Origin of the sequence: Lysobacter niastensis (genome assembly GCF_015453285.1) — a bacterium.
GTDB lineage: Bacteria > Pseudomonadota > Gammaproteobacteria > Xanthomonadales > Xanthomonadaceae > Lysobacter_J > Lysobacter_J niastensis.
The window spans coordinates 94,359-112,407 of sequence record NZ_JADLZT010000008.1 but is presented as its reverse complement, the minus strand read 5'-3'; the positions used below and the strand labels follow the sequence as shown (position 1 = coordinate 112,407).

Genomic DNA, 18,049 nt, shown 5'->3' with positions numbered 1-18,049 from the left:
TCCCGATGTTGAGCATGCCCCCGATCGACCTTAACTGGCTGGCGGTGATCGCCGCCGCGGTGTCCGCATTCGTGCTCGGTGGTATCTGGTACGGGCCGCTGTTCAAGAAGGCCTGGTGCCAGGAGGCCGGTGTCGACCCCGACACCGCGCCGCGCCATCCGGCACGCATCTTCGCCACCGCGTTCGTCTGCAGCTTCCTGGCGGCGCTGATCTTCGCCGTGTTCCTCGGTCGCGAGGCATCCGCTGCTGACGGCTTCGGCGCCGGCTTCACCGTCGGCCTGTTCTTCGTCGCCACCAGCTTCGGCATCAACTACGCGTTCGCGCAGCGCAGCCTCAAGCTGTGGACGATCGACGCCGGCTACCACATCCTGCAGTTCTGCCTGTACGGCCTGATCCTCGGCGCCTGGCATTGATGGGCGGGGCGATGCACCTGACCTGGTACTTCGATTTCATCTCGCCGTTCTCCTATCTGCACTGGCAGAAGGTGAAGGCGCTGCTGCCCGACCATGACATCACGCTGGTGCCGGTCGTGTTCGCCGGCGTGCTCGATGCGGTCGGGCAGAAAGGACCGGCCGAGATCCCGGGCAAGCGCGAGTTCACCTACCGCCACGTGCTGTGGCAGGCCCGGCAGGAAGGCGTGACGCTGCGCTTCCCGCCGGCGCATCCGTTCAATCCGCTGGCGGCACTGCGCCTGGCGATTGCCGCCGGCAGCACCGTCGAAGCGGTGGACTCGGTGTTCGACTGGATCTGGGCGCAGGGCCGCGCCGGCGACAGCATCGAGGCGCTGGCACCGCTGCTGGTGGCCTTGAACGTCCCGGCCGAAGCGCTGGTCGCACCGGAGACCAAGGCCGCGCTGCGCGAAAACACCGACGCAGCGATCGCCGCCGGCGTGTACGGCGTGCCGACGCTGGCCTTCGACGGGCAGATGTTCTGGGGCAACGACGCGCATGAGTTCGCGCTCGCGGCGCTGCGCGATCCCAGCCTGCTGGACGACCCCGGCATGCAGCACGCATCGCAGCTGCCGGTAGGCCTGCAGCGCCGCGGCTGAACGTTTCGCTGCGCTGCAGCGCACGCCGCAAGGCGCGGGAAGGTATGCTCCCCGTCACAAAAGACGCTTCAGCGCCAGAACCCGGGGGGGATACATGCGCATTGGACTAGTCGCCGACTCGGCGTGCGACCTGCCGCTGGAATACCTGCAGCAGCACGAGGTGACGATCCTGCCGATCACGGTGCGCATCGGCGATGCCGTCCTGGCCGACCACCGCGACGAGCAGGCGACGCTGGAGTTCCTCAACTCGCACGTCGCCGAGCGCGGCCACGAAGCCGAGACCATGCCCTTCACCGTGCAGCAGATCCACGATCTGTTCCTGGGACGGCTGGTGATCGACTACGACTACGTGTTCTGCATGACGATCACGAAGACGCGCAGTCCGATCCACGACAACGCCACCCAGGCCAGCTTCTCGATCCTCAACGACTACCGCCCGGTGCGCGCCGCCGCGGGCCATGACACGCCGTTCGCGCTGCGCGTGGTCGATACGCAGAACCTGTTCGCCGCACAGGGCGTCACCGCCGTGGAAGCGATCCGCCTGCGCGCCGCCGGCGAAGGCGCGCCGAAGATCCGCGCGCGGCTGGAGCACCTGGCCCTGCATACGCACGGTTACCTGGTGCCACCGGACCTCTACTACATCCGCAACCGCGGCCGCGCCAAGGGCGACCGCAGCGTCGGTTTTCTCAGCGCCGCGCTGGGCAGCGCGCTGGACATCAAGCCGGTCCTGCACTGCAACCGCGGCGAGACCGGCCCGGTGGCGAAGATCAAGGGCTTCAACCCGGCCGTCGAGAAGCTGTTCGGCCACGTCGCGCAGCGCATCACCCGTGGCGAGCTGCTGACACCGACGCTGTGCCTGAGCTATGGCGGCGAACTCGCCTCGATGCGCGCGCTGCCCGGCTACGACGCACTGCGCGCGACCTGCCAGGCGCACAACATCGAGCTGTTCGAAAGCGTGATGAGCCTGACCGGCATGGTCAACGTCGGCAAAGGCGCGCTGGTGGTGGGCTTCGCCGCGGAAGGGCAGAAGTTCTCGGCGTAAGGGGCCTTGTCCGCTCGCGCATCGGAAGGATGAGCGGGCCCTGAAAGCCTCCGGGCCGCTTCACGACAGCCCGATGCCGCCGCGCCTAGACTCCAGCCCATCCGACCACGAGTCCCCGCCATGGCCACCCGCTTCTACATCAGCCTTCCCGATGCGAAACGCGCGCGCGGCAGCGAGCCGTCGCTGTCGTTCACCGCGGTCAGTGCGGAAGGATTCGCCGAGCAGCTGGAAGACGCATTGCAGGGCACCGCGCTGTTCGAGCGCTGGCGCGCGATGCAGGACGATCCCGACGCGGTCGATCCCACGCTGGGCGCGACCGATCCGGGCGCCACGGTTCAAGGCGCGCAGAAAGACCTGCACATCGACCTGGTGGTGACCACCAGCATCCCCGGCAACGTCCTCAAGCAGCGCCTGCGCCTGCTGGCAGGCAGTGCCTGGGAATTACGCGACGTCACGTCGGCCTGAGCCGCCGCTTCCGTTCGCTCCATTGGCGCCGTTGCCCGACGACTCGCCACCATTGCCCTCGTGCGCGTCGAGGTGGTCGTGCCCGGCCTCCTCGGCCCAGCGCATCGCCAGCAGCGCCATGCGACCGCTGACGCCGGCACGCTCGAACACGTGGTGCAGGTGGCTCTTGACCGTTTCCGGGCTGATGCCGAGATGACGGGCGATCTGCTTGTTGCTCAGGCCCTGCGCCGCCCAGCGCACGATCTCGCGCTGCCGTTCGGTCAGTTGCGACCAGTTGCCCGGCGGATTCTCGGGCGCGGCCGGTTCGGGCTCCTGCGGCCCCGACATCGCCTGCATCAGCAGTGCCGGATCGACCGCGAACAGGCCGGAGCCGACCGAACGGATCGCGCGCAGCACGGTCTCGGGCGAGGCTTCCTTGTCCAGGCAGCCGGCGGCGCCGGCATGGACGCAGTCGCGCAGCGACGCGACGTCCGGCTGATGGAAGAAGTAGAGCCGCTGCGGCATCGGCACGTGCAGCCGCTGCAGTTCCCGCTCCACCCGCGGGTCGTCTCCGTCCAGCAACAGCAATGAAGGATTGGGCCCGCGCCCTGGCTCGCCGGGCCCGCGGGACCCGAGCCATGACACCTCGCCCCGGCCGGACAGGATCCGGTCGAGTCGGGCTCTCCAGTTGCGGTCGCTGCCGATAGCCAGCACCGGCATCGTGGTCATGGTGGGGCACCCCTCAGTCAAGGCCTGTTACCGGCGCCCCTGATAACGCCGCTGTTGACTGAAACGGATCACCCCGCCTCACCCGGCCAAAAGTCACCCCCCCCGGGGCCACCGCCCCTTCCGAGCGATTTCGACATCCCTGAACCGGGCGCACGCTTGCGGCGCCGCAGACCGCCTGCCCACCGGCTGTGCGCATCCCTCCCCCTTTGGAGCACAGCCATGGCAATCGAAAAGGAACCTCGAAAGCGCGCCAATTGGCCCGTCGCCGCCCTGGGCACAGCCCTGGGTGCCGTCATCGGTGCCAGCGCCCTGTTGTCCACTGCATTGGCCGTTCACGAACAACCCGCGTCCCCATTCGAACTTGACGGCGATCCGACCAAGACCACCAGCGATGACGACTGGAACAATGTCTTCAATCTACCCACGCCTTATCCCACCACCCGCGGCACACCCGTGGCCGGTGACGGCGAAACCTTCGTCGCAGACGGCGCAACTCTAGCGGGCGGCAAGGAGCTATCTGCCTGGCAAGGCAGCAACAAGGACATCGACCTGATCGGTACATGGGAGTACAAGGCCTCCAAGGTCACGCCGGACAAGGACAACATCACCAACGCCTACGCCAAGGCGTACGAAGTGCCCGGTTTCCCTGGAGGCGACTTCCCGAACCATCCGGCAGGCACGCACAGTCACCTGGTCATCTATTTCGGTGCGGACCGCTTCGCCAACAACGGCGACGCCGCATTGGGCTTCTGGTTCTTCAAGAGCAACGTCGGCTTGAAAGCGCCTGGCGCCGGAGGAGTAGGCACTTTCTCAGGCGAACACGAGGAGGGCGACATCCTGGTGCAGGTGGACTTCGTCTCAGGCGGCTCCAGCAGCGAGGTGCAGATCTTCAAGTGGGTCGGCAGCGGTGGCGATTTCGGTGCCCTGGAGGAAATCAAGTTCGACTCCTCGAACGGCGCTGAAGTCTGCACCGACGACGACACGGCCTGCGCGATCACCAACGAGTCGACTCAGCCGTCTCCGTGGGCTTACACGCCGAAGTCGGGAACCAACAACAACTTCCCGAACGAGAGCTTCTTCGAGGCCGGCATCGATGTCACCGCGCTGGTCGGCGAGGTATGCTTCTCCAGCTTCATGGCCGAAACCCGCAGCTCGCACTCGGAAACCGCGGAACTGAAGGACTTCGCTCTCGGCGACTTCGACCTGTGCTCGGTCGACGTTGAGAAGGTCTGCAATGCCGAGGCTGGCGTCAGCCCGGTGTTCGACCCCGACGACGAGACCTTCCAGACCAAGCACACGGTCACCATCACCAACGATGGCTTTGGCACCCTTTACGACGTCGCGCTGCGTGATGACAAGGTCGACACCGACAAGGTCTGCTCGATCACCGCGATCACCGGTGATGGCGTTGGGACCCCGACCGTGGGAACCGGAATCCTGTTCCCGGACAACGAGACGTTCGTTGCCGTGGCAGATCGGCTGGACGCCCATGATTCGATGACGATCACGATGCTATGCATCACCGACGTGAATGCGTTCGTCAACGGAGTGACAGTCGAATCAAGCGCGACCGACGGGGGCGACACCGACGTCGTCGACACCGACCTGGAGACGCAAGCACAGGCCAATGTCTGTCTAGCGGAGTTCGACACCGGGCTGAAGCTGACGAAGTTCTGCCAGGGCGACCCGGGCACGAATGAGAATCCGAACACGGAATTCGAGCCAGGCGACGACTCGGTCGTACTGGATCCGAACAACGGGTTCGCTCCGCAGGTGTGCGTCGATGTCACCATCAGCAGCACCACGAGCAACCAGAAGATGGTGATCGACAGTTGGGATGACGACCAGATGGGCAGTCTGCTGCCTGCCGGTGGCCTGACCCTTGACCCGCTGGGTTCGTATGTCGTGTCCAGGTGCTACACACCGACGGCTCCGGACAATGACGAGACCGAACCGGGCCTGGTCACCTACACGGACACCGTCACTGCTTCTGGCCACGGCAAGCAGAACAACGCGACGGCTAATGCCCTCCCGGCGAGCGCCACGTGCAAGCTGTGCCCGACCTGCCCGGACTGCGATCCGTAGTAAAACAACTTCGATGCTCCACCCGCTGTCCGCCGGGCCACCCCCGGCGGACAGCAGAGGCGGCGGAAACCAATTTCCGCCGCCTTTTCCTTTCCGGGCTTCAGCGGACGCTGAAGGCGGCGCTTGCCGTCGTCGAGGCTCCGCTGTAGCTGGCGTCTGCCTGCACCAGGTACTGGCCTGCAGACGACTTGCCCTTGCCGGTCTTGAAGACCGAACGGGCGTAGCCGTCGCTGCCGCTGGTGCCCGTCAGCGTGCTGCTGCCTCCACCGGGCAACTTCACGACGAAGCGGACCGTCGCACCAGACACTGCGGTGCCGTTGCTCGTGACGCGCGCGCTCATCTGCACGGACTCGCCCCGGGCGTAGCTGCTCTTGTCGGTGGCGAGGGTTTCGCTGAGCGGCAGCGCAACTGGCACGGACACGGTATAGACCGCCGATGCACTGGCGGTATGCGCGCTGCCCACGCTGCTGGCGCTGGCGGCAGCGACGCCATAGTCACCTGCAGCCACAGTGGCCGCCGAGGTCACCGCCAGCGTCGTGGTGGCGCTGGCCCCCGGGCTCACCGTCAAGCTGGTGGCGGCGAGAGCACCGGTCCAGCCAGCCGGGACGCTGCGCGCCAGGTCGAACCGCGTTGCGGTACAGCCACCGCTGTCCCGGTTGGAGAGGCTGAGCGTGTAGTTCTTCGTGGTGCCCGCGGCGACGGCGCCGGAAGTCGCGCTCAACGACATCGCCGGCGCGGCGCGCACGCAGGTGCCAGGGCCGGGCGAGCCTGCGAGGGCAACGTCGACCACCGCTCCATTCGCGTCGGCTGAGCGCAACGTCATGGTGATACCGGCGCCTGTGTCGGTGAAGCTCCTGCCAACGGTCAGAGCACCGTCGCGGATGTCGTTGTACGACGACGTCGGTGCGCTGTCCGGCGTCATGTCCAGCATTACCGAAGCCTGCTCGGTGCCGCCGGTGCGCACCTGCACACCCGAAGTCAGGTTGCCGACCGTCCCCAGCACCGCATCGAAGCCGATCGGTTGGCGATATTCGATGTAGTAATAGCTCGGATATCCGGTCGACGCATCCACGCCGGTCTGGATCTTCAGCGCCTTGATGCCCGTGGTGGTCTCGAACGGCGCCAATGTGTAGCTGCCGCTGGAGGTCACCGTCGTCACCGCCGGTTGGCCCGCGGCACCGATCCAGCCCAGTGTTTCCTTCAGCACGGCATTGAAATGCGGCGTCGTCCCTGCGCCCATCGTGTCGGCCGGGTCGCCGTACTCTTCCAGCTTGCAGCCGCTGCCGATCGAAGTGGCACCGCAGTCCACCGACATGGAATGCCCGAGGCCGCCGAAGGTGTGCCCGAGTTCGTGTGCGATGACGCGCGCGGTCAGGTTGTTGCTGAGCATCCAGATGCGCGTCGGCGTCACCAGCGGGCCCGAGTTGTAGCCGGCGATCGTGCAGACGTTGTCGGGCATCAAATAGATCAGACGGTCGTAACCGGACAGGTCCACACCGGCCGCAGCGGCGGCACGGTCGGCCTCGCGCGCAAACAAGTCGGTATCGCAAACCGTCTTGCTGACCGGAATCGTGTACCAGCCGTACGTATCGCCACTGAGGAAGGCCTTCTGATACGAGGCCTCCCAGTAGAAGTCGCTCACCTGCCCGAACACCAGCGCATGCGCGGCGTCCCGGCTGATCGTTTGCGAAGTATCGTCCTGGAAGTTGACCAGCAGCACGGCCGTCTTCTGCTCGCCGGTGCTCGGCACCTGGGCACGAGCCACCTGCGCGGTCGCGCACGCGATCAGCAGGGAAAGGACGATGCGAGCTGACAGACGCCCGGCAAGGCGGAACGCGCGGGATGAAGTCATGAAGTGCGGCTACCGAAGAAGGAGTCGGAACCGGCGCTCCGGCCGGCGCCGGCCTTCCTTTCGGGAAGCCGCGGCGTGGTCTGGATGACCCGTCGACACGTCCCTGCATCGCGAGCAGCGGCGTGGAAACCGATGCAGGGCGCGATGATCGGTGCGCGATGAGCGTGGAAACTGTCGACTGCGGCACGGTTCGTGCCATGCACACCGAACGCGTGCGCAGTCAGATTCGTGAATTCATGTGGGATTGCGTCAACGGGTTAACCCGTTGGCAGCCGCGACGCGGCTCCGGCTGAACTGTCAGCGGCCGTCTGCTCAAGGGTGGCCAAGCACGTTCGTGTAGAACTCCGCCGGATATACGAGAAACTTGCTTTGGATCTGAAGGACCACAACGGCCTCATCCTTTTTGATGGGTACCCGGCACGGAGACGTCGCCACCAACATATCGAGCGCGTTGCCTTTACGAACGTCCGTAACGGCCACTCGAACCAACAGGCGTTCGGTTGGCTTGTCCCAGTCACTACTAACCGCACGACCGAAAGCAACAAACGTTGCGGTTTGAACCTGCGCAAAGCTGGGAGGCTCAGTGGGACAGGCTGCCGCCCGGAAAGAGCCGGTCAGGAAGGCAATTGCAAGGACGCTCCGGAGAACTGTCATGGGCGCTAACTCCGCAATCAGCCGCGCAGCGCCGCGGCGTGGTGGGCGATGTGCTCGCCGATGAAGCTGGCGATGAAGTAGTAGCTGTGGTCGTAGCCGGCGCGCATGCGCAGGTGCAGCGGATGTCCTGCATCGGCGCAGGCGCGGCGCAGGAGGTCGGGACGCAGCTGCGGGTCGAGGAACTCGTCGGCCTCGCCCTGGTCGATCAGCAGCGGCAGCCGTTCGGATGCGTCACGCACGAGTTCGACCGTGTCCCACTCCTTCCACGCAGCGGTGTCGCTGCCGAGATACTGCGTGAATGCCTTTTGTCCCCACGGCACCTGCGACGGCGCGACGATCGGCGAGAACGCCGACACGCTGCGGTAACGGCCCGGGTTGCGCAATGCCGCGACCAGCGCGCCGTGACCGCCCATCGAGTGGCCGCTGATCGAGCGCGTCTGCGTCGTGGGGAAGAACGTTTCGACCAGCGCGGGCAGTTCCTGCGTCACGTACTCGTGCATCCGGTATTGCAACGACCACGGCGATTGCGTCGCGTCGACATAGAAGCCCGCGCCGAGGCCGATGTCGTAGCCCTCGGCGTCGGCCACGCCCGGGCCGCGCGGACTGGTGTCGGGCGCGACCAGGATCAGGCCGTGCTCGGCGGCGTAACGCTGTGCGCCGGCCTTGGTAATGAAGTTCTGCTCGGTGCAGGTCAGCCCGCTCAGCCAGTACAGCACCGCGCAGGCCGCACGTTCGGTCTGCGGCGGCAGATAGACGCCCAGGCGCATCTCGCAGGACAGCGTCTCCGACGCGTGCTTCCACACTTGCTGGCGCCCGCCATGGCAGGCGTGTTCCTCGATCCGCTCCATCAGTATCCCTGTTTGCCCTGCATCAGCCCTTCAGCACGCCGGACCGCTTCGCCGCGTGCGTGGACATCGCGTCCATCAGCGTCGGCGACAGGCAGTCGTATGGTTCCAGCCCGAGTTCGCGCAGTCGCGAGCGGACCGCGCCCATGTTGGCCGGGTCGGCTCCGGATTCGATGATCGACGAGACGAATGCGGCGAAACCCGGCGGCGACCAGCCCGCCTCCTTCGACAACTCCGTGTGCACGAAGTCGAGACCGTAGAAGGCGTGATCCTTGTTCTCGATGCGGCCGAACAGGTGCACCCCGCAGTCCTTGCAGGCGTGGCGCTGGATCGTCGCCTTGTCGTCGACGATGGCGAGCTTGTCGCCGTTCTCGACCACCTCGACCTTGTCGCGTGGCACCACCGCGATCACCGCGAACAGCGCACCCGGCGGCTTCCAGCACTTGGTGCAGCCGCAGGCATGGTTGTGCAGTGTCTGCGCCGACAATTTCACCTTCACCGGCGACTGCGCGCATTTGCACGACAGCGTGCCTCCTGCGAAATCGTCGCGCCCAGGCGCGATGCCGTTGTCCACGGACGGATGAATCGCAATGGCCATCGCACACCTCCGGTCGATGCACGGCCGGCGGAGGCCGGCGCCGCGCTCAGAAATGGACCACTCAGAAATGGATCACGGTGCGGATCGACTTGCCTTCGTGCATCAGGTCGAAGGCCTCGTTGATACGCTCCAGTGGCAGCGTGTGGGTGATGAAGGGATCGAGCTGGATCTCGCCGGACATCGCCTGTTCCACCATCCCGGGCAGCTGCGTGCGTCCCTTCACGCCACCGAACGCCGTGCCGCGCCAGACCCGGCCGGTCACCAGCTGAAATGGTCTGGTGCGGATTTCCTGGCCGGCGCCGGCGACGCCGATGATCACGCTCTCGCCCCAGCCCTTGTGGCAGCACTCCAGCGCCGAGCGCATGACCTCGACGTTGCCGATGCACTCGAAGCTCCAGTCCACGCCGCCGTCGGTCATCGCGACGATGACGTCCTGGACCGGCTTGTCGTGGTCCTTGGGGTTCACGCAGTCGGTCGCGCCCATCTGCATCGCCAGCTCGAACTTGCCCGGATTCGTATCGACGGCGACGATCCGGCCCGCCTTGGCCTGGCGCGCGCCCTGGATGACGGCCAGGCCGATGCCGCCGAGGCCGAACACGGCGACGCTGTCGCCTTCCTGCACCTTGGCCGCGTTGCGCGTGGCGCCGATGCCGGTGGTCACGCCGCAGCCGAGCAGGCAGACCTTCTCCAGCGGCGCCTGCGGATTGATCTTCGCCAACGACACCTCGGCGACGACGGTGTACTCGCTGAAGGTGCTGGTGCCCATGTAGTGGTACAGCGGCTGGCCGTTGTAGGAGAAGCGCGAGGTGCCGTCGGGCATCACTCCTTTGCCCTGGGTGGCGCGCACCGCCTGGCACAGGTTGGTCTTGCCGGACAGGCAGAACTTGCACTTGCCGCATTCGGCCGTGTACAGCGGGATCACGTGGTCGCCGGGCTTCACGCTGGTGACGCCCTCGCCGACCTCGACGACGACGCCGCCACCTTCATGGCCGAGCACGGCCGGGAACAGGCCTTCCGGGTCGTCGCCGCTGAGCGTGAAAGCGTCGGTGTGGCAGACGCCGGTGTGGGTGATCTTCACCAGCACTTCGCCGGCTTTCGGCGGGGCGACATCGATCTCGACGATCTGCAGCGGCTTGCCCGCTTCGAACGCTACGGCGGCACGCGATTTCACGGAGGTGGCTCCCGGATCCCTGGACAGGAGGGCATGGTAGCCAGCGAAGCGTTAAGCGGGGCGGGAGAAGGTTTGCGCGTTCCGGCCTGTGGGTTCAGAAGCGCTGGCCTCTCCGTGGCTTGGCGACCACCTGCCACTCGTCCTCATAGAGGACCGTCCCCGGATCAGCCGTTCGGAACACCTGGACGTGATGCCCGTGGAGGTCGAGTAGGTCCTTCAGATGCCACATCCGCCGGATCGCCTCGACGGCGGCGGGCTTGAACCACGAGATGGCACGCCGATGCTCAGGCTCGTCGAGCGCCGAGGGCACTGGCAACTGTTCGTTGAACCAGCGCAAGGCCGAGTAAAGCGCTTCGTGCTCATGGGCAGCCAGATCGGCCTCGTCACGCAGTGCATGGGCAGCCACCAGCACGCCACTCGGGCGACCGGAGTCGGAGTCCATGTCCAGGGTGGCGAATCGGATCAGCATCGGCGCCGATGATGCGCCCTCAACCGGTGTTCTGTATCCCCGCCGAAATGCCGTTGACCGTCGCCACCAGCGCCTGCAACAGCGCGTCGTCGGGGCGGCCGGCGGCGCGCCAGCGGGCAAGCAGGTCGACCTGCAGCAGGCTGATCGGGTCCACGTACGGATTGCGCAGGCGGATCGACTGGCGCAGGCGGTAGTCGCCGGCCAGCAGTTCGTCGCTGCCCTTGATCGCCAGCACCGCGGCGCGCGTGCGTTCGAACTCGGCGGCGATGCCCGGATGGAAGCGCTCGTGCAGTTCGCCCGCCAGCAGCGAGTAGCGCTCGAAGATCCCCGGGTCGGACTTGGCCAGCACCATCTCGACGTCGTCGATCAGCGTGCCGAAGAACGCCCAGTCGCGCGCCATTTCCGCCAGCGCGTCGCGGCCGTGGCGCTGCAGCGCGGCTTCCAGCGCGGTGCCGACGCCATACCACGCAGTCAAACCGGCGCGATTCTGCGCCCACGCGAACACCCACGGGATCGCGCGCAGCGAACCGATTCCGGGCAACGAGGTCTGGCCCGTATCGGTGGCGCGCTTGCTTGGGCGGGAACCGATGCGCAGTCGCTCGATCACGTCGATGGGCGTGGCGGCGCGGAAGTACGCGGGGAAATCCGGATGGTCGTGCACCAGTGCGCGGTAGCGCGCGCGCGCCTGCGCGGCCAGTTCGGCAGCGATCGCGCGCCAGCGCTCCTCGCGCACTTCCGGCGGGCGCGGTCGCAGCGTCGCGCGCAGCACCGCGCCGGTGGACTGCTCGAGGTTGCGCAGCGCGATCGCGCGGATGCCGTACTTGCGGTGGATCACCTCGCCCTGCTCGGTCAGGCGCAAGAAGCCGTCGACCGAGCCGCGTGGCGCGGCGATCACCGCGCGCTCGGTCTTGCCGCCACCGCGGCTGATCGAACCGCCGCGGCCGTGGAAGAAGGCGATGCGCACGCCGCTTTCGGCGGCGAGCTGGGTCAGCGCGACCTGGGTCTGCTGCAGCGCCCAGCGCGAGGCCACGAGGCCGCCGTCCTTGGCACTGTCGGAATAGCCGAGCATCACGACCTGGCGATCGCCGCGCGAGGCCAGGTGGCGGCGATAGACCGGATCGGCGAACAGCGCGCGCAGCGAATCGACGGCGGCGTCGAGATCGTCGACGGTCTCGAACAGCGGCGCCACGTCCAGAGGCACGCGGCCGTCGTCGTCGACGCAGCCGGCGATTCGCGCCAGCGCCAGCACCGCCAGCGCGTCCGCTGCGCTGCGGCTCATGCTGACGATGTACGGGCCGAAGGCGCGCGCACCGTAACGCATGCGCAGGCGCGACACCGCGCGGAACACGTCGAGCGTCGGCCGTGCGGTGCCGTTGCCGGTGCTCGGCGCCGGCGCGCTGCCGTCGAGCAGCGCGTGCAGGCGTTCAGCGCGGTCCTCGTGACTACGGGTGTCCCATTGCGCATCGCCGAGCAGTTCGGCCAGCGCCGCGTCGTGCGTGCCCGAGTCCTGGCGCAGGTCGAGACTGGCGAGGTGGAAACCGAAGCACTCCAGTCGCCGGCGCAGGCGCCGCACGGCGAAGCCACCCGCATGCTCGCCATGGTGCGCGGCCAGGCTGCGTTCGATCGCGAGCACATCGGCGAGGAAGGCGGATGCATCCGGATAGCCGTTGACGTGGTCGTCGGACGTGGCCTGCAGGCGGGCGGCGATGAGCGTCAACAGATTGCGATAGGGCATGTCGGCGTGGCGCGGCTTCAGCGTCGAAGCGGCACGCGGCAGCAGGTAGCGGTATTCCTCGATGCGCGCGAGTACTTCGTCCGACACGCCGACGCGATTCACCGACTGGCTCAGCAGTTCGCCGAGCGAGGCGATGTCGCGCCGGTACGCCGCCAGCACCAGCGCGCGCTGGCCGGCCAGCGTCGCGGCGATCGTGTCGGCACCGACGTTCGGATTGCCGTCCATGTCGCCGCCGACCCAGGTGCCGAAGCCGAGCACGGCCGGCACCGCGGCGGCTTCGCCGTACGCCTGCTGCAACGCGTCCTCGAACAACTCGTAGAACACCGGCAGCACGCGGTACAGCACTTCCGACAGGTAATAGCTGACGTGCTCGAACTCGTCGGCGACGCTTGGCTTCACTGGCGAGGCCTCGGCGGTCTGCCAGCTCGCGGTCAGCGCCAGGCGGATGCGCTCGTGGTCGGCGCGGCGCTCGTACGGCGTGCGGCCGCGATCGATGTCCTCGATCAGGCAGGTGACGATCTGCCGTTCCTTGTCGAGCAGCGCGCGCCGCACCGCTTCGGTCGGGTGCGCGGTGAACACCGGCTCGATGCGCAGCCGCGGCAGCAGCGTCGCCAGTTCTTCCAGGCTCACGCCCTGCGTGACCAGCGTCGCCAGCACCTCGCGCAGGCTGCCCGGCTGTGCGCCGGCGCCGCTGCGCTCGTAGTCGCGGCGTCGGCGGATGCGGTGCACGCGCTCGGCGACGTTGACCGCCTGGAAATAGGTCGCGAACGCGCGCACCAGGTCGCCGGCCTGCTCCAGTTCGATGCCGGCCAGTGCCTGCGCCAGTTCCGATGCCGGTGCGTCGCTCTCGCGGCGCCGGATCGCGGCGCGGCGCAGGCGCTCGACGGCTTCGAGGAATTGCGGCCCGCGCTGTTCGGCCAGGATCTCGCCGACGAGGGCACCTACGGCCTTGACGTCCTCGCGCAACAACGCGTCGGTCGGCGCGAACTCGACCACGCGCAACGGTTCTTCGGCAGGCTCTACGGCGGGCTCGCGGGGGGCGCTCATTCCGCGAGCCTACCGCACTGCAACATTTTCCGGCGACGGTTACAGGAGCAACGATCACGCGACCGGACGGGGGTACGCTTGGCGTTGTACCCCCTTGGCTTTCGTTCCCCTCCCCGCCGGCCGCCACCGCCCACCGCCATCGGAATCCGCCATGCTCCGTCCGCTCACGCTGCCCCTGATGCTGGTCCTCGCGTTGTCTTCCTGCGATTCCGCCGCGCCGGTCCGCGAAGAGGCGACCGCCACGCCCGGCCCGCCGCTGTTCGAGACCTTCGGCAACCTGCATCGCGAGATCGATACCGACGTGCCGGCCGCGCAGCGTTATTTCGACCAGGGGCTGCGGCTTGCGTACGGCTTCAACCACGAGACGGCCCGCCGCGCGTTCGCGGAAGCCTCGCGACTCGATCCCAAGTGCGCGATGTGCGCCTGGGGCGAGGCGCTGGTGCTGGGTCCCAACATCAACCTGCCGATGGCGCCGGAACTCGCGGCCGACGCCACCTCGCTCGCCTCACGCGCGATGCAGCTTTCCGGCAAGGTGCGCCCTGCCGACCGTGCGCTGATCGAGGCGCTGGCCAAGCGCTATGCGACGCCCGCTCCCGAGGATCGCAAGCCGCTGGACGAGGCCTACGCGAAGGCGATGGCGGACGCCGCGAAGCGTTTCCCCGAAGACGACGACATCGCCACGCTCTACGCCGAAGCGCTGATGGACCTGTCGCCGTGGGCGTACTGGACGCCTGACGGCCAGCCCACGCAGTACACCAACGAGCTGGTAGCGGCACTTGAGCGCGTGCTTGCACGCAATCCCAACCATATCGGCGCGGCGCATTACTACATCCACGCGGTGGAAGCGTCGCAGACGCCGCAGCGCGCCGAACCCTACGCCGACAAGCTGGCCTCGCTCGCGCCGGGCTCCGGCCACCTGGTGCACATGCCCGCGCACATCTACATCCGCACCGGCCGCTACCACGACGCCACGCTGACCAATTTCGCAGCGAGCACGGCCGACAAGGACTTCCTCGCCGTGTGCCGCGGCAGCAACGGCGTCTATCCGCTCGGCTACGTGCCGCACAACTGGCACTTCGCGGCGATGACCGCCGCCCTGCACGGCTCACGCACGCTGGCGCTGGAGGCCGCGCGCCAGACCGCGCAGCGCGCCGACATGGCCAAACTGGACGAGATGGCCTTCATGCAGCAGTTCGTCGTGGCGCCGCTGTTCGCACAGGCGCGCTTCGGCGAGTGGGACGCGATCCTCGCGCAGGAACAGGCGCCGGCGCCGCAGCCCTACCCGACCGCGATCTGGCACTTCGCGCGCGGCATGGCCTACGTGCGCACCGGCAAGACGAAGGACGCGCAGGCCGAGCTCGACGCGCTGCGCAAACTCGCGACCGAACCGGGCCTGCAGAAGGTGGCGTTCTTCGACATCAATACCGCCGACAAGGTGCTCGACGTCGCCGAGGAAATGCTGCGCGGCGAACTGCAGCTGGCCAGCGGCAACCGCAAGGACGGCATCGCCTCGCTGCGCAAGGCCGCCGCTGCCGAGGACCTGCTCAGTTACAACGAACCGCCGGACTGGCCGTTGCCGGTGCGTCCATACCTCGGTGCCGCGCTGCTCGACGCCGGCCGCGCCAAGGAAGCCGCAACCGTCTACGCCGAAGACCTCGTCAAGTACCCCGAGAACGGCTGGTCGCTGTACGGGCAGGCACAAGCGCAGCGCGCGATGAAGCAGAGCGACGCCGCGGCGGAAAGCGACCGCAGGCAGGCAGCTGCATGGCAGTGGGCGGACGTGAAGCTGGCGGCGTCGCGGTTCTGAGGGTGCAGCGAGTGTGGGGAATGAGAGGAGGGTCGCTACGCGTCCTCTCACTTCCCTTCGCTCAAACACTTGGAGACAGCCTTACGTGACTGAAGAACTCCAGACCATTCATCCTTCGACTCCGGCGCTGCGCGCCTACGCTCAGGACGAACGGTGGGGATAGACACTGCTTCGCATGGGATGAGTCCGGAAACCAACACCGTTCGTCCTGAGCGTAGCGAAGCGGAGTCGAAGGATGGACGGAGCGTGGACTGGAGGTGACGGCAGTCGCCGCGACAGTTCTGTCAGGGTGCCGAGGAATGCCGCATGCTTCCTCCCATGACACGCACCCCGATCCTGCTTTCCTGGAGCGGCGGCAAGGACGCCGCCTGGACCCTGCACGCGCTGCGCCAGCGCGACGACGTCGAAGTCGTCGGACTGCTGACCACGCTCACCGAAGGCTATGACCGCGTCGCGATGCAGGGCATCCGTCGCGATGTGCTGCAGGCACAGGCCCGCGCCGCCGGTATTCCCGTGATCGAAGCCTGGATGCCGCAGCGCGCCGATAACGACACCTACGAGCGGGTGTTCGCCCAGGGTCTGGAGGACGCGCGCAGCCGATTCCCCGGCCTGCGCGACATCGCCTTCGGCGACCTGTTCCTGGAGGACATCCGGGCGTACCGCGACGCACTCTGCGCGCAGCTGGGCTGGACGCCGCACTACCCGCTGTTCGGCTCCGACACGACACAGCTGGCGCGCGAGATGATCGACGGCGGCCTGCGCGCCTGGCTGTGCTGCGTCGACACCACGCAGCTGGGCGACGCGTTCGCCGGACGGGCCTTCGATGCGGCGCTGCTGCGCGACCTGCCCGCCGGCGTGGACCCCTGCGGCGAGCGCGGCGAGTTCCACACCCTCGCCGCCGCCGGCCCGATGTTCAATGAACCGCTCCAGGTCCGTCGCGGCGAGACGGTGCTGCGCGACGGACGCTTCGCCTATACCGACTTCATCGGCGACTGACCGGGCTCGTCGGACACGCCGTCAGTACGCGTACTCGGTGAACACCGGATCGACGCTGCCGCCCCAGGTGCCGTGGAAGAGTTCCAGCTTGCGCTCGGCCGGGGTGATGCCGGCTTCGGCGAACTCCATCAGTGGCGACAGGTAAATCGACTCGTCGGCGCCGTTGCGGTTGCGACGGTCGCGGGCCTTGAGGCCATGCGCGGAGATCTCCAGCGCGCGGCGCGCGATGTCGAGCACGGTGCCGTTGCGGAACGGCAGCTTCAGCGCCTGCCGCGGCACGCCGTTGCGCAGCGCGTGCAATTCCTCCAGCGAGAAGTCCTTGACCAGGTCCCATGCCGCATCCAGCGCGGTCTGGTCGTACAGCAGGCCCACCCAGAACGCCGACAGCGCGCAGATGCGGTTCCACGGGCCGGAGTCGGCGCCGCGCATTTCCAGGTACTTCTTCAGCCGCACTTCCGGGAACGCGGTGGTGCTGTGGTCGGCCCAGTCCTTGATCGACGGCAGCTGGTCCGGATAGGCCGGCAGCTTGCCGTCGAGGAAAGCGCGGAACGACTGGCCGCTGGCGTCGATGTACTTTCCGTCGCGGTAGACGAAGTACATCGGCACGTCGAGCAGGTAATCGACGTAACGCTCGTAGCCGAAGCCGTCCTCGAACACGAAGTCGAGCAGGCCGGTGCGGTTCGGATCGGTGTCGGTCCAGATGTGCGACCGGTAGCTGAGGAAGCCGTTGGGCTCGCCCTCGGTGAACGGCGAATCGGCGAACAGCGCCGTCGCGACCGACTGCAGGGCCAGCGACACGCGAAACTTCTTGACCATGTCGGCTTCGGAAGCGACATCGAGATTGACCTGCACAGTGCTGGTGCGGGTCATCATGTCCAGGCCGAGCGAGCCGACCTTCGGCATGTACTCGCGCATGATCTTGTAGCGGCCCTTGGGCATCCACGGCATCTCGTCGCGGCGCCACTTGGGCTGGAAGCCCATGCCGAGGAAACCCAGCCCCATCGGTTCGGCGACCGCGCGCACTTCCTTCAGGTGGGTGGATGCCTCGCAGCAGGTGTCGTGCAGCGTCGCCAGCGGCGCGCCGGACAGTTCCAGCTGGCCGGCCGGTTCCAGCGAGACCGCGGCGTTGTCGCGGCTCAGCGCGATGACTCTCCCGTTCTCTTCGACCGGCGCCCAGCCGAACTGGGTCAGGCCCTTGAGCAACGCCTCGATGCCGCGCTCGCCGTCGAACGTGGGCGGACGCAGATCATCGGTGCGGAATCCGAACTTCTCGTGCTCGGTACCGATCTTCCAGTCCTGCGGCGCACGCACGCCGGAACCGAGAAAATCGATCAGCTGCGCGCGCCCCTCGGCGCCGGCAGTGATGGGGACATCCTTGACCTGACTGGGACCGGACACGCGCACCTCGTGGGGGAGTGGCTAGGAGGAAGCCGGTCTGCGATATGCGGCCGCCGCCTGCAATAGCAATACCCGTCCAGTGTAGTCCCCGGCCGTTTCCGAACAACCTCCACGCTGCAACGCTGTAGT

15 protein-coding genes are annotated in these 18,049 nt (G+C 67.4%); 7 read left to right on the top strand and 8 right to left on the bottom strand.

The features are described from left to right. The first annotated feature begins 5 nt into the window (after positions 1–5). The 4 genes from IU514_RS14890 (at position 6) to IU514_RS14875 (ending at position 2,555) form a co-directional block, all read left to right on the top strand. Complete coding sequence (locus IU514_RS14890) at positions 6–413, top strand: DUF1761 domain-containing protein (protein ID WP_194931927.1); 408 nt, start codon at positions 6–8, stop codon at positions 411–413. An 11-nt stretch (positions 414–424) separates the two neighbouring features. Further along, complete coding sequence (locus tag IU514_RS14885) at positions 425–1,048, top strand: 2-hydroxychromene-2-carboxylate isomerase (RefSeq protein WP_194931926.1); 624 nt, start codon at positions 425–427, stop codon at positions 1,046–1,048. Between the two features lie 94 nt (positions 1,049–1,142). After that, positions 1,143–2,090 (top strand): DegV family protein, encoded by a 948-nt coding sequence (locus IU514_RS14880; RefSeq protein ID WP_194931925.1) that lies wholly within the window; start codon positions 1,143–1,145, stop codon positions 2,088–2,090. 120 nt (positions 2,091–2,210) lie between these two features. Continuing rightward, positions 2,211–2,555 carry a hypothetical protein gene (locus IU514_RS14875; protein WP_194931924.1) on the top strand — a complete coding sequence of 115 codons (345 nt, stop codon included), beginning with the start codon at positions 2,211–2,213 and terminating at the stop codon, positions 2,553–2,555. Here IU514_RS14875 and IU514_RS14870 read toward each other — a convergent pair. Beyond that, positions 2,532–3,263 (bottom strand): LuxR family transcriptional regulator, encoded by a 732-nt coding sequence (locus tag IU514_RS14870; RefSeq protein WP_194931923.1) that lies wholly within the window; start codon positions 3,261–3,263, stop codon positions 2,532–2,534. The genes IU514_RS14875 and IU514_RS14870 overlap by 24 nt on opposite strands. A 219-nt stretch (positions 3,264–3,482) precedes the next feature. On the opposite strand from IU514_RS14870, the gene IU514_RS14865 reads away from it, so the two are divergent. Further along, entirely contained in the window at positions 3,483–5,348 is a 1,866-nt protein-coding gene (locus IU514_RS14865; protein ID WP_194931922.1) for a hypothetical protein, read from the top strand. A gap of 100 nt (positions 5,349–5,448) precedes the next feature. Here IU514_RS14865 and IU514_RS14860 read toward each other — a convergent pair whose 3' ends face one another. The 6 genes from IU514_RS14860 to ppc form a co-directional block, all read right to left on the bottom strand. Then, the gene (locus IU514_RS14860; protein ID WP_194931921.1) at positions 5,449–7,200 is read right to left on the bottom strand and encodes an NEW3 domain-containing protein; all 1,752 of its coding nucleotides are present in this window, start codon (positions 7,198–7,200) and stop codon (positions 5,449–5,451) included. A 671-nt stretch (positions 7,201–7,871) separates the two neighbouring features. After that, positions 7,872–8,702, bottom strand: a complete 831-nt coding sequence (gene fghA, locus IU514_RS14855; RefSeq protein ID WP_194931920.1) for an S-formylglutathione hydrolase — start codon at positions 8,700–8,702, stop codon at positions 7,872–7,874. Between the two features lie 22 nt (positions 8,703–8,724). Next, the gene (gfa, locus tag IU514_RS14850) at positions 8,725–9,297 is read right to left on the bottom strand and encodes an S-(hydroxymethyl)glutathione synthase (protein WP_194931919.1); all 573 of its coding nucleotides are present in this window, start codon (positions 9,295–9,297) and stop codon (positions 8,725–8,727) included. 61 nt (positions 9,298–9,358) lie between these two features. Then, the gene (locus tag IU514_RS14845; RefSeq protein ID WP_194931918.1) at positions 9,359–10,468 is read right to left on the bottom strand and encodes an S-(hydroxymethyl)glutathione dehydrogenase/class III alcohol dehydrogenase; all 1,110 of its coding nucleotides are present in this window, start codon (positions 10,466–10,468) and stop codon (positions 9,359–9,361) included. A gap of 94 nt (positions 10,469–10,562) precedes the next feature. Next, positions 10,563–10,937 (bottom strand): hypothetical protein, encoded by a 375-nt coding sequence (locus tag IU514_RS14840; protein ID WP_194931917.1) that lies wholly within the window; start codon positions 10,935–10,937, stop codon positions 10,563–10,565. A 19-nt stretch (positions 10,938–10,956) separates the two neighbouring features. Next, on the bottom strand, positions 10,957–13,719 hold the full coding sequence (gene ppc / locus IU514_RS14835) for a phosphoenolpyruvate carboxylase (protein ID WP_194931916.1): 2,763 nt from the start codon (positions 13,717–13,719) through the stop codon (positions 10,957–10,959). Positions 13,720–13,870: 151 nt separating this feature from the next. Between ppc and IU514_RS14830 the strand changes: the two genes are divergently transcribed. Next, complete coding sequence (locus IU514_RS14830; RefSeq protein WP_194931915.1) at positions 13,871–15,526, top strand: hypothetical protein; 1,656 nt, start codon at positions 13,871–13,873, stop codon at positions 15,524–15,526. A gap of 306 nt (positions 15,527–15,832) precedes the next feature. Continuing rightward, positions 15,833–16,522, top strand: a complete 690-nt coding sequence (locus tag IU514_RS14825; RefSeq protein WP_228760763.1) for a Dph6-related ATP pyrophosphatase — start codon at positions 15,833–15,835, stop codon at positions 16,520–16,522. Positions 16,523–16,543: 21 nt separating this feature from the next. On the opposite strand, the gene IU514_RS14820 is transcribed toward IU514_RS14825, so the two are convergent. After that, positions 16,544–17,920, bottom strand: a complete 1,377-nt coding sequence (locus tag IU514_RS14820) for a glutamate--cysteine ligase (protein WP_194931914.1) — start codon at positions 17,918–17,920, stop codon at positions 16,544–16,546. Between the last annotated feature and the right edge of the window lie 129 nt (positions 17,921–18,049).

Bases quoted from the DNA above. Each gene is read 5' to 3' on its own strand.
- IU514_RS14860 (WP_194931921.1), bottom strand. From the start codon at position 7,200: ATGACTTCATCCCGCGCGTTCCGCCTTGCCGGGCGTCTGTCAGCTCGC.
- IU514_RS14870 (WP_194931923.1), bottom strand. From the start codon at position 3,263: ATGACCACGATGCCGGTGCTGGCTATCGGCAGCGACCGCAACTGGAGA.
- IU514_RS14890 (WP_194931927.1), top strand. From the start codon at position 6: ATGTTGAGCATGCCCCCGATCGACCTTAACTGGCTGGCGGTGATCGCC.
- IU514_RS14865 (WP_194931922.1), top strand. From the start codon at position 3,483: ATGGCAATCGAAAAGGAACCTCGAAAGCGCGCCAATTGGCCCGTCGCC.
- ppc (WP_194931916.1), bottom strand. From the start codon at position 13,719: ATGAGCGCCCCCCGCGAGCCCGCCGTAGAGCCTGCCGAAGAACCGTTG.
- IU514_RS14840 (WP_194931917.1), bottom strand. From the start codon at position 10,937: ATGCTGATCCGATTCGCCACCCTGGACATGGACTCCGACTCCGGTCGC.
- gfa (WP_194931919.1), bottom strand. From the start codon at position 9,297: ATGGCCATTGCGATTCATCCGTCCGTGGACAACGGCATCGCGCCTGGG.
- IU514_RS14885 (WP_194931926.1), top strand. From the start codon at position 425: ATGCACCTGACCTGGTACTTCGATTTCATCTCGCCGTTCTCCTATCTG.
- IU514_RS14875 (WP_194931924.1), top strand. From the start codon at position 2,211: ATGGCCACCCGCTTCTACATCAGCCTTCCCGATGCGAAACGCGCGCGC.
- IU514_RS14880 (WP_194931925.1), top strand. From the start codon at position 1,143: ATGCGCATTGGACTAGTCGCCGACTCGGCGTGCGACCTGCCGCTGGAA.
- fghA (WP_194931920.1), bottom strand. From the start codon at position 8,702: ATGGAGCGGATCGAGGAACACGCCTGCCATGGCGGGCGCCAGCAAGTG.
- IU514_RS14825 (WP_228760763.1), top strand. From the start codon at position 15,833: ATGCTTCCTCCCATGACACGCACCCCGATCCTGCTTTCCTGGAGCGGC.
- IU514_RS14830 (WP_194931915.1), top strand. From the start codon at position 13,871: ATGCTCCGTCCGCTCACGCTGCCCCTGATGCTGGTCCTCGCGTTGTCT.